Source organism: Mycolicibacterium palauense (assembly GCF_002592005.1).
In the GTDB taxonomy this organism is placed as follows: domain Bacteria; phylum Actinomycetota; class Actinomycetes; order Mycobacteriales; family Mycobacteriaceae; genus Mycobacterium; species Mycobacterium palauense.
This window is the reverse complement of sequence record NZ_NVQF01000138.1, coordinates 1-8,938: the sequence shown is the minus strand read 5'-3', so window position 1 is coordinate 8,938 and position 8,938 is coordinate 1. Positions and strand designations below refer to the sequence as shown.

The window sequence follows — 8,938 nt, the reverse complement described above, 5'->3', positions numbered from 1 at the left end:
GTGCTCTATGGCGACGCGCTGGTCAACAACAAGGTGGACGCCATCGTCGGGTGGCACGCCGCCGGCGGCGTGCCACCCGACGATGGCGTCCACCTTGTTGTTGACCAGCGCGTCGCCATAGAGCACCACGGGGTCCAGCGCCGAGACCGAGGCGGCGATCCCCACGTCGCGCAGCTGGTCGGCGGCGGTGTTGGCCACCGCGATCGTGGTCGGATCGTTGGCGGCCACGCCGATCACCAACGTCAACTGTTTGCCGTCCTTGCTGATCCGGCCCCGGGTGATCTCCGGCGGCGGAGCGGGGGACGTGGAGGTCCGCGACCCGGCCGGCGGGGCCGGGGAGCCGCCCGGTACCGACGACGCCGGGGTGTCCGGTTCGACGACGTAGCCCGCGTTCTCCAACAGCGACAGGGCGGTGTCGCGGCTCATCGCCGGCGGGGCGGTCGGCACATAGCCGGGGTCGGACGGGGCCCGCACCTGTGCCTGGGCCAGCGTCACCGTGTTGTCGCTGCCGGCGCCGACGGCGGCCAGCAGGTCGACGTCGAGGAGCCCCAGGATCGCCTTACGCACCGCGGTCTCGGCCAGCTGCGGTTGCTGGGCACGCAGCGACAGCTGCATCACCCGCGGGGTCACGATGCGCGCCGTGCGCACGTCGGGGATCGCCGAGAGCTGCGCGAACGCAGCGGCACCGCCGTGCACCTGCGCTACCTGGGTGTCGCCGTTGCGGATCGAATCGGCCAGCGCGGCCGTCGTGCCCGCCCGGCGGAACAGGATCTGGTCGGGGACCGCGGGGGTCCCCCAGAACCTGTCGTTGCGGGCCAGCAGGATCTCGTCGCGCTGCGGGTCGATGCCGTCCACCCGGAACTGCCCACCCGTGACGGGCATGGCCCGCGCCAGGCCGGCCGGGAAACCCCCGGGGATGTCCTTGACGATGTGGGCGGGCAGCAGGTCGCTGAACAGTTCCCGCCACGCCGGATAGGGCTCGGAGAAGGTCACGACGGCGGTCTTGCCACCGTCGATGGACTGCACCCCGGTGATCAGGTCGTAGCCGGCCGGGTCCACGGCGCCGGGCTGGCTGACCATCTGGCGCCACAGATACCAGAAGTCGTCGGCGGCGATCGGGGCGTTGTCCGTCCAGGAGGCTTCGGGCTTGATCCGGTAGGTGACGGTGAACGGGTCGGTGTCGGTGACCTCGGCCGACACCAGCAGCGTCCGGTCCATCTCCCAGCGCGATCCGGTCGACGTCGACGGGTCGGGCACCGGCCGGAAGGCGCTGGGCAGCACCAGCGCGCTGATGGCCGCGTTGACCGGTGATTGGTCGGACAACAGGTGCGGATTGAATCCGGGACCGATGTTGTCGATGCCCATGATGATCTGGGTGACCCGCGCGGGCGGCGGCGGGGTGTCCTCGGTGGTCTCCGTGCTCTGCGGCGCCGGCGGCGGACTCACCGTGCACCCCCCGACGGAGCCCCCCAGGAGGACCAGCGCCGACAGCAGGGCCCCGGTCGTCAGGACGCGGCGGGCGGGTGCGGGCACGCCAAACAGGGTATCGGCCGGGCAGGCGGATGAGCCGTCACGCGGGTGATCGGGGTCGGTTTCAGGTCCGGGCACCCTGCTTGGCGCGGGACCGGTTGCGCGCCCGCGACGTGGCATCCAGCTCGACCTTGCGCACCCGCACCGCTTCGGGCGTCACCTCGACGCACTCGTCGGACGCACAGAACTCCATCGCCCGCTCCAGATCCAGCTCCAGCGGTTTGGCCAGTGTCTCCATCACGTCGGCCGTCGACGACCGCATGTTGGTGAGCTTCTTCTCTCGCGTCACGTTGATGTCGAGATCCTCCGGGCGCGGGTTGATGCCGACGACCATGCCCTCGTAGGTCTCCTGGCCGGGTTCGACGAAGAACTGCCCGCGGTCGGCGAGCTGGATCATCGCGTAGGCGGTGACCTGACCGGAGCGGTCCGACACCAGGGAGCCGGTGTGGCGGGCCCGGATCTCCCCCGCCCACGGCCGGTAGCCGTCGAAGACGGCGTTGGCGATACCGGTGCCGCGGGTCTCGGTGAGGAAGTCGGTGCGGAAGCCGATCAGCCCACGGCTGGGTACGACGAAATCCATCCGCACCCAGCCGGTGGTGTGGTTGGCCATCTCCTCCATCCGGCCCTTGCGGGCGGCCATCAGCTGGGTGATGGCCCCGACGTACTCCTCGGGGCAGTCGATGGTCATCGCCTCGAACGGCTCGTGCAGCTTGCCGTCGATGGTGCGGGTGACCACCTGCGGCTTGCCGACCGTGAGTTCGAAGCCTTCCCGCCGCATGGTCTCCACCAGCACCGCCAGGGCCAGCTCGCCACGGCCCTGCACCTCCCAGGCGTCGGGCCGGCCGATGTCGACCACGCGGATCGAGACGTTGCCCACCAGTTCGGTGTCCAGCCGGGTCTTCACCATCCGCGCGGTCAGCTTGTGCCCGGAGACCTTGCCGGCCAGCGGCGAGCCGTTGGTGCCGATGGTGACCGAGATCGCGGGCTCGTCGACCGTGATGCGCGGCAGCGCGTGCGCGTGCTCGGGGTCGGCCAGCGTGTCGCCGATCATGATCTCGGGTATGCCCGCGAGCGCCACGATGTCCCCGGCGACCGCCACGTCGGTGGGGGTGCGCTCGACGCCCACGGTGGCCAGCAGCTCGGTGATCTTGGCGCTGGCGACGACCGGCACGCCGTCGACCTCACGCATCCAGGCCACCTGCTGGCCCTTCCGGATACGGCCGTTGTGGATCCGGATCAGCGCGAGCCGGCCCAGGAAGGCCGACGCGTCCAGGTTGGTCACCAGGGCCTGCAGCGGCGCCTCCGGATCCCCCGAGGGCGCCGGGATGTGTTCCAGCAGGACGTCGAAGAGCGGATCGAGGTTGTCCCCGTCGGGGACCTGCCCGTCCTCGGGCTGGGTGGTCGAGGCCACGCCCGCGCGCCCCGAGGCGTACAGGGTGGGCAGGCCGAGCGCGTGTTCGGCGGCCTCGGCGGCCTCGTCGTCGAGGTCGCTGGCGACGTCGAGCAGCAGGTCGTGGCTGGCCTCCACGACCTCGGCGATGCGCGCGTCGGGCCGGTCGGTCTTGTTGACCACCAGAATCACCGGCAGGTGGGCGGCCAGCGCCTTGCGCAGCACGAAGCGGGTCTGCGGCAGCGGCCCCTCGGAGGCGTCCACCAGCAGCACCACCCCGTCGACCATCGAGAGCCCCCGTTCGACCTCCCCGCCGAAGTCGGCGTGGCCGGGGGTGTCGATGACGTTGATGACGGTGACCGTGCCGTCGGGGTGGTGGCGGTGCACGGCGGTGTTCTTGGCGAGGATCGTGATGCCCTTCTCACGCTCCAGGTCGCCGGAGTCCATCACGCGTTCGACAGCCTCCCCCCGCTCGACCAGCGCGCCGGACTGCCGCAGCATCGCGTCCACCAGGGTGGTCTTACCGTGGTCGACATGGGCGACGATCGCGACGTTTCTAAAGTTGGAGGCTGTTTCCACCCACAGATTGTCGCAGTGGGAACCCCCTAACACGAAAACGACGGGAAGCCAGCCACCGAGGCACCTCCCCCGAATGTCACCCGGAAAGCAAGTGGTGAAGTCCAGCAAATTCGCCGGCGTCAAGCCCAAGAAGAAGTGTTGTCGGAGCAAACCGCGCTGCAAGCGCTGCCCGCTGGTGTTGCACAAGGTGCACAAGGCCGAACTGATGGGGGTCCGCGGCAAGGAGCTGGAGAAAGTCTTCAAGCGCGCCAGGAAGGCCTGATCCGGGCGTACCGTTGAGATATCCGTCACAGGGGCTCGGGGTGTTTGGAGGTACCGGTCATGGCGGTCTACGAAGTGCTCACGGTGTTCGTGATCGTGGTGGTGGGAACGTTCACCACGGTCGCCATCTATCTGGGTCTGCTCGGCTGGATGGGCGCCTTCCATATCGTGCGGTGCCGCACCTGCCATCACCTGACGATGGCGACGGCGAACCGGCCGCAGTCGTCCTGCCCGCACTGCCGGCATCCGATGCTCACCCACCCGCTGTATGCGGTCAACCATCCGGACAATCATGTTCGGGTGCTGTCGGACCGCCCGAAATATTAGCTAGCGCAACGTGATTCCACCGGCCCGGCGGTCGCGGGGCCGGTGTGGACGGCGCCGATCCGGCCGGCCGTCGACAGCCGCCCACCGCCCCCGTTACCGAGGTTGTCCGTCGCCACCCACTCAGTGCGAGTAGGGTTCGATGCGCGCCGACGCCGGCGACCCTCCATGACGAAAATTTGCCGGACACGTAACGAAGCGATCGCGACGACACGACGACGAGGACGATGAGGAGGCGGTAGTAGTGCCGACCCAGTCGGAACCGACGACCACCGAGCAAGACAGACAGAACCCGGTGATGCGCGCGTGGCGCACCCTCGAGCACGCGGTCTTCATCCCGGCGTCGCTCATCATCATCGGGCTGATCGTCTTCGCGGTGATCTACGCCCAGACCGCCGCCGGCGCCTTCACCAAGCTCAACGGCATCATCACCGACGGGGTCGGCTGGTGGTACATCCTGGCCACCACCGGTTTCGTGATCTTCGCGCTGTACTGCGGGCTCTCCCGGATCGGCACGATCCGCCTCGGTGAGGACGACGAGCGGCCCGAGTTCAGCTTCATGGCCTGGCTGGCGATGCTGTTCAGCGCCGGCATGGGCATCGGGCTGGTGTTCTACGGGGTGGCCGAACCGCTGACCCACTACGTCAACCCGCCGGCATCCCGCGGCATCCCCGGCCAGACCGACGCCGCCGCCAACCAGGCGATGGCGCTGACGATGTTCCACTGGAGCCTGCACCCGTGGGCCATCTACGTCGTGGTCGGGCTCGGCATGGCCTACATGACCTACCGGCGGGGACGGCCGTTGTCGGTGCGCTGGCTGCTGGAACCCCTGTTGGGGCGCAAACGGGTCGAGGGCCCGATCGGGCACGCGGTGGACGTCACCGCGGTGGTCGGCACGCTGTTCGGCGTGGCCACCTCGCTGGGCTTCGGCATCACCCAGATCGCCGCCGGGCTGGAATACCTGGGCTGGATCCGGATCAACAACTGGTGGATGGTCGGGATGATCGCCGCGATCACGGTGATCGCCACGGCCTCGGTGGTCAGCGGGGTCAGCAAGGGCCTGAAGTGGCTGTCCAACATCAACATGTTGCTGGCCGCCGCGCTGGCCCTGTTCGTGATGTTGTTGGGCCCCACCCTGTTCCTGCTGCAGGCCTACGTCCAGAACCTCGGCGTGTACATCCAGTCGCTGCCGCAGCTGATGCTGCGCACCGCACCGTTCAGTGACGGCGAGTGGCTGGGCTCCTGGACCATCTTCTACTGGGGCTGGTGGATCAGCTGGGCGCCCTTCGTCGGCATGTTCATCGCGCGGATCTCCCGTGGCCGCACCATCCGCGAGTTCGTCGTCGCGGTGCTGCTGGTGCCCAGCGTCATCGGGGCCCTGTGGTTCACCATCTTCGGCGACTCGGCGATCCTGCGGCAGCGCGACACCGGCGACATGCTCATCGACGGCGCCGTGGACACCAACACCTCGCTGTTCCACCTGCTCGGCGGGCTGCCGCTGGCGACGATCACCAGCCTGCTGGCGATCGCGGTGATCGTGTTCTTCTTCGTCACCTCCTCGGACTCCGGGTCGCTGGTCATCGACATCCTGTCCTCGGGCGGCGAGCTGGACCCGCCCAAGGTGAGCCGCGTCTACTGGGCCACGCTGGAAGGGGTCGCGGCCGCGGTGCTGCTGGTGGTCGGGGGTGCCGGCTCACTGACGGCGCTGCAGACCGCGTCGATCGCCACCGCGGCACCGTTCTCGCTGGTGATGGTGGCGGCCTGTGTGTCGATGTTCCGCGCCTTCCGATACGACCTGGCGACCACGCCGCATCTGCTGCACGTCACGGTCCCCGAGGGTATGGAGGAGCACCACCGCCACGACGTCTCCGCGACGCTGGCGGGCCTGGTGGCCGTGCGGGCCGTGCATCCGGACTCGTGCGTGGTGCATCCGACCACGGGTGAGCTGATCATCGAGGAGCCGGTCGATCCGCTCAACGGCGACCACGTTCCCGCCGGGGAGTCCGACGGCGAGCCGGTCTCCGCGAACGGCAACGGGTCGAAGCCGGGATCGACGTCGAAGTCCGAGACCGCAGCACCCTGACGGCCCGGCCGTGGCCGCCTCAGCTCAGCAGCGCCGCCAGCTGGGGCAGCCAGGCGGTGTCGGCGGGCACCCAGGTCAGCCCGCTCAGCTCGTCGCGGCGAACCCACCGCAGCGCACGGTGCTCGTGGGGGCTTGCGGCGCCGCCGAGCAGGCTGACCCGGTAGGCCCGCAGCGTCATCGCCTCTCCGAGCGCGACGTCGCCGGGCAGCCGCGGCCCGACGGCCACCTCGATGCCGAGCTCCTCCCGGAGTTCGCGGACCAGCGCGTCGGCCTCGGCTTCGCCGTCTGCCACCTTGCCCCCGGGCAGTTCCCACAGCCCCGCCAGCTCGGGCGGACGGGCACGCTGGGCGACGAGCAGCGCGCCGTCGCAGATCAGCGCGCCGGCGACAACGATCCGGGTCGACATGGCACAGAACGCTATACGCTGCCGGGGCCTGCGGTGAGCGGCCGGATCGTGATTGCGTCGCCCCGGCGGCGGGTAGTCCGCCGGGTAGCAGCCGGTCGCTGCCGCCGCGCCGGAACCCGGTCGACACCGGTCGACCGGGGGCCACCGGGGAGGGCGCGGCCGAGCGCGGTTAGATCCCGTCCGGGCAGGAAGGATAGTCACCATGGCAGTTCTCACAGACGAACAAGTGGACAGCGCCGCCAAGGATCTCGACGGGTGGGAGCGCACCGACGGTGCGCTGCGGCGCTCGGTCAAGTTCCCGGCGTTCCTCGCCGGCATCGACGCGGTACGCCGGGTCGCGGAGCGCGCCGAAGCCGCCGATCACCATCCCGATATCGACATCCGTTGGCGAACGGTGACTTTCGCTCTCGTGACACATTCCGAGGGCGGCATCACGGACAAGGATGTCCAGATGGCGCGGGAGATCGACGAGATCGTCGGGCACCCGGAAACCTGACCGGCGCGGTCGCGATCCACAACAGGGTCAGCAGCGTCGCGACGATGTAGATCGTTGCGGCCCAGGCCAGGTACCAGGGCCGGCTGATCTCCCAGATGCTGGGCTGGGCGAAGCTGAGCAGCCACGGCACCCCGATGAGCGTGAGCGCCAGCCAGGACCAGCCCAGCACCCGCGCCTCGCGCAGGTAGCGGTAGGGGCCGTGGATGAGCCAGATCATCAGCGGCAGCAGCCACACCCAGTGATGGGTCCAGGAGATCGGCGAGAGCAACAGCCCGAACAGCGACACCACGACGATCGAGCCGAGCCGGTCCAGGCCGGTGGCCGGGTCGGCACAGAACGCGCCCACGGCGCGCCAGGCGAAGAAGGCCACGACGGCGGTGACCGCGAGTGCGGCCAGCACCGCCGGGCCCATCCCGGCGTCGTGACCGAGGATGCGCGAGAGTCCGCCCCGCCACGACTGGTTGAACGAGGTACCCACGGGCCCGACCCGGTGCGCGTCGCCGAGCAGATCGGTGAAGTAGTACCGGCCGGCCGGACCGACCACCAGCAGCGAGACCGCCACGGTGGCCGCGAACACCACGGCGCTGAACACCGCCGCGCCCCAGCGCCGCGCGCCCACGAAGTGCAGTCCGGCGATGGCCGGGGTCAGCTTGATCCCGGCGGCCAGCCCCACCAGCAGACCCGAGACCCACCAGCGGTTGCTGAGCACCGCCCACAGCACGGCCAGCGTGAGCACCACGTTGATCTGCCCGTAGTCGAAGGTGCTGCGCAGCGGCTCGATCCAGATCGCCACCGCGGTCCACACCATCGCGGTGTGCCGGGCACCGGTGATGCCGAGCAGCCGCTGGCTGATGCGCACCACACCGTAGAGGGCGGCGACAATGCCGAGCTGCCAGGCGAACGCCACCACGCCGAAGGGCAGCAGCTGCAGCGGGTAGAACACCACCGCGGCGAACGGCGGATAGGTGAAGGGCAGCGGGAAGTCGGGCGTCTGGTCGGCGTAGACGTAGTCGTAGAGGGTGCCCGGGTGGTTCAGGGCGGCCGCACCGCCGAGGTAGACGTGCAGGTCGACGAAGTTCGCCCCGTTCGGCAGCAGATAGGTCCAGGCCAGCCGTGCGGCGACGCTGAGGGCCAGGATCAGCGGCGCCCATCTGCATACGGCCCGCAGCGGGCCGGTGGTGTCGTCTATCCGCCCGACTCTAGCCACTTGCGATTTCGGTGCGCGCAGTCCCGTCCAGCGGGACCCAGCGCACCGAAATCGTCGTGGTTCCGAGGTCAGGGCACCACCGTCGAACCGATGGTCGGCATGAACTGGCACTGCTTGTCGACGGTCGTGACCTGGCCGAAGATCGTCGACATGATGCTGCCCGAACCGGTGTCGACGATCGCGGTCAGCGTGGTGGGCCCGTTGGGATTGATGTCGGGCCGCGGCTTCAGGGTCGCGCTACCGGACTTGCCGGTGGTCAGGTTGACCCAGGTGACGTTGAGCGGCAGCTTCTGCACGGCGGCCGGCGCCGAGGTGCCCACCGCGGTGAAGACGTAGGCGGTCTGGCCGGCGGCGGGGCCCGGGGCGGGGATCTTGGCCGGTCCGGCCACCGACAGTGCGGTGGCGATGGAGTTGCCGCCGTCGGCCAGGCAGCTGTTGCCGATCGACGGGTACATGAAGTCCTGGGTCGGCGGGGAGTCCGGGCTGAACCCGGGAGCCGCCGCGGCGGGGGGAGCATCGGCGACCGGGGCGGCAGCGGGAGCATCGGCGCCCGGGGCCGCGGAGGGAGCATCGGCGGCCGGGGCCGCGGGCGCCGCTGCCGGAGCGGGACCCGCCGCGGGCGCGGGGGCCGACACCGGGACGGCGGCGGGTCCCGCTCCGGC

At 70.0% G+C, this 8,938-nt stretch carries 9 protein-coding genes; 4 read left to right on the top strand and 5 right to left on the bottom strand.

The annotated features are described in order from the left end of the window. Positions 1-1,542: ABC transporter family substrate-binding protein (locus tag CSR00_RS28445; protein ID WP_245906709.1), on the bottom strand; the 1,542-nt coding region annotated here is incomplete at its 3' end. Positions 1,543-1,594: 52 nt separating this feature from the next. Next, positions 1,595-3,499, bottom strand: coding sequence for a translational GTPase TypA (gene typA / locus CSR00_RS28440; RefSeq protein ID WP_099025715.1), 1,905 nt, complete (start codon positions 3,497-3,499; stop codon positions 1,595-1,597). A gap of 94 nt (positions 3,500-3,593) precedes the next feature. On the opposite strand from typA, the gene CSR00_RS28435 reads away from it, so the two are divergent. The 3 genes from CSR00_RS28435 (at position 3,594) to CSR00_RS28425 (ending at position 6,167) form a co-directional block, all read left to right on the top strand. Next, positions 3,594-3,761 (top strand): hypothetical protein, encoded by a 168-nt coding sequence (locus CSR00_RS28435; RefSeq protein ID WP_099025719.1) that lies wholly within the window; start codon positions 3,594-3,596, stop codon positions 3,759-3,761. A gap of 59 nt (positions 3,762-3,820) precedes the next feature. Then, positions 3,821-4,087 carry a hypothetical protein gene (locus tag CSR00_RS31470; protein ID WP_099025718.1) on the top strand — a complete coding sequence of 89 codons (267 nt, stop codon included), beginning with the start codon at positions 3,821-3,823 and terminating at the stop codon, positions 4,085-4,087. A gap of 295 nt (positions 4,088-4,382) precedes the next feature. Continuing rightward, positions 4,383-6,167 carry a BCCT family transporter gene (locus CSR00_RS28425; protein WP_099025717.1) on the top strand — a complete coding sequence of 595 codons (1,785 nt, stop codon included), beginning with the start codon at positions 4,383-4,385 and terminating at the stop codon, positions 6,165-6,167. A 19-nt stretch (positions 6,168-6,186) separates the two neighbouring features. On the opposite strand, the gene CSR00_RS28420 is transcribed toward CSR00_RS28425, so the two are convergent. Further along, positions 6,187-6,573 carry a (deoxy)nucleoside triphosphate pyrophosphohydrolase gene (locus CSR00_RS28420; protein WP_099025714.1) on the bottom strand — a complete coding sequence of 129 codons (387 nt, stop codon included), beginning with the start codon at positions 6,571-6,573 and terminating at the stop codon, positions 6,187-6,189. A gap of 202 nt (positions 6,574-6,775) precedes the next feature. On the opposite strand from CSR00_RS28420, the gene CSR00_RS28415 reads away from it, so the two are divergent. Beyond that, positions 6,776-7,069: a 4a-hydroxytetrahydrobiopterin dehydratase gene (locus CSR00_RS28415; protein WP_099025713.1), complete on the top strand. Its 294-nt coding sequence runs from the start codon at positions 6,776-6,778 to the stop codon at positions 7,067-7,069. Here the strand turns inward: CSR00_RS28415 and CSR00_RS28410 are convergent. Beyond that, positions 7,005-8,276 (bottom strand): mannosyltransferase, encoded by a 1,272-nt coding sequence (locus CSR00_RS28410; protein ID WP_245906708.1) that lies wholly within the window; start codon positions 8,274-8,276, stop codon positions 7,005-7,007. The two genes, CSR00_RS28415 and CSR00_RS28410, sit on opposite strands and share 65 nt — an antisense overlap. A 68-nt stretch (positions 8,277-8,344) precedes the next feature. Further along, positions 8,345-8,938 (bottom strand): Rv1157c family protein (locus CSR00_RS28405; RefSeq protein ID WP_456093798.1); only part of this gene is annotated, 594 nt, incomplete at its 5' end.

What these genes read in the sequence shown, in the direction of transcription:
- CSR00_RS28425 (WP_099025717.1), top strand. Translation starts at nt 4,383, where the DNA reads ATGCGCGCGTGGCGCACCCTCGAGCACGCGGTCTTCATCCCGGCGTCG.
- CSR00_RS31470 (WP_099025718.1), top strand. Translation starts at nt 3,821, where the DNA reads ATGGCGGTCTACGAAGTGCTCACGGTGTTCGTGATCGTGGTGGTGGGA.
- CSR00_RS28415 (WP_099025713.1), top strand. Translation starts at nt 6,776, where the DNA reads ATGGCAGTTCTCACAGACGAACAAGTGGACAGCGCCGCCAAGGATCTC.
- CSR00_RS28420 (WP_099025714.1), bottom strand. Translation starts at nt 6,573, where the DNA reads ATGTCGACCCGGATCGTTGTCGCCGGCGCGCTGATCTGCGACGGCGCG.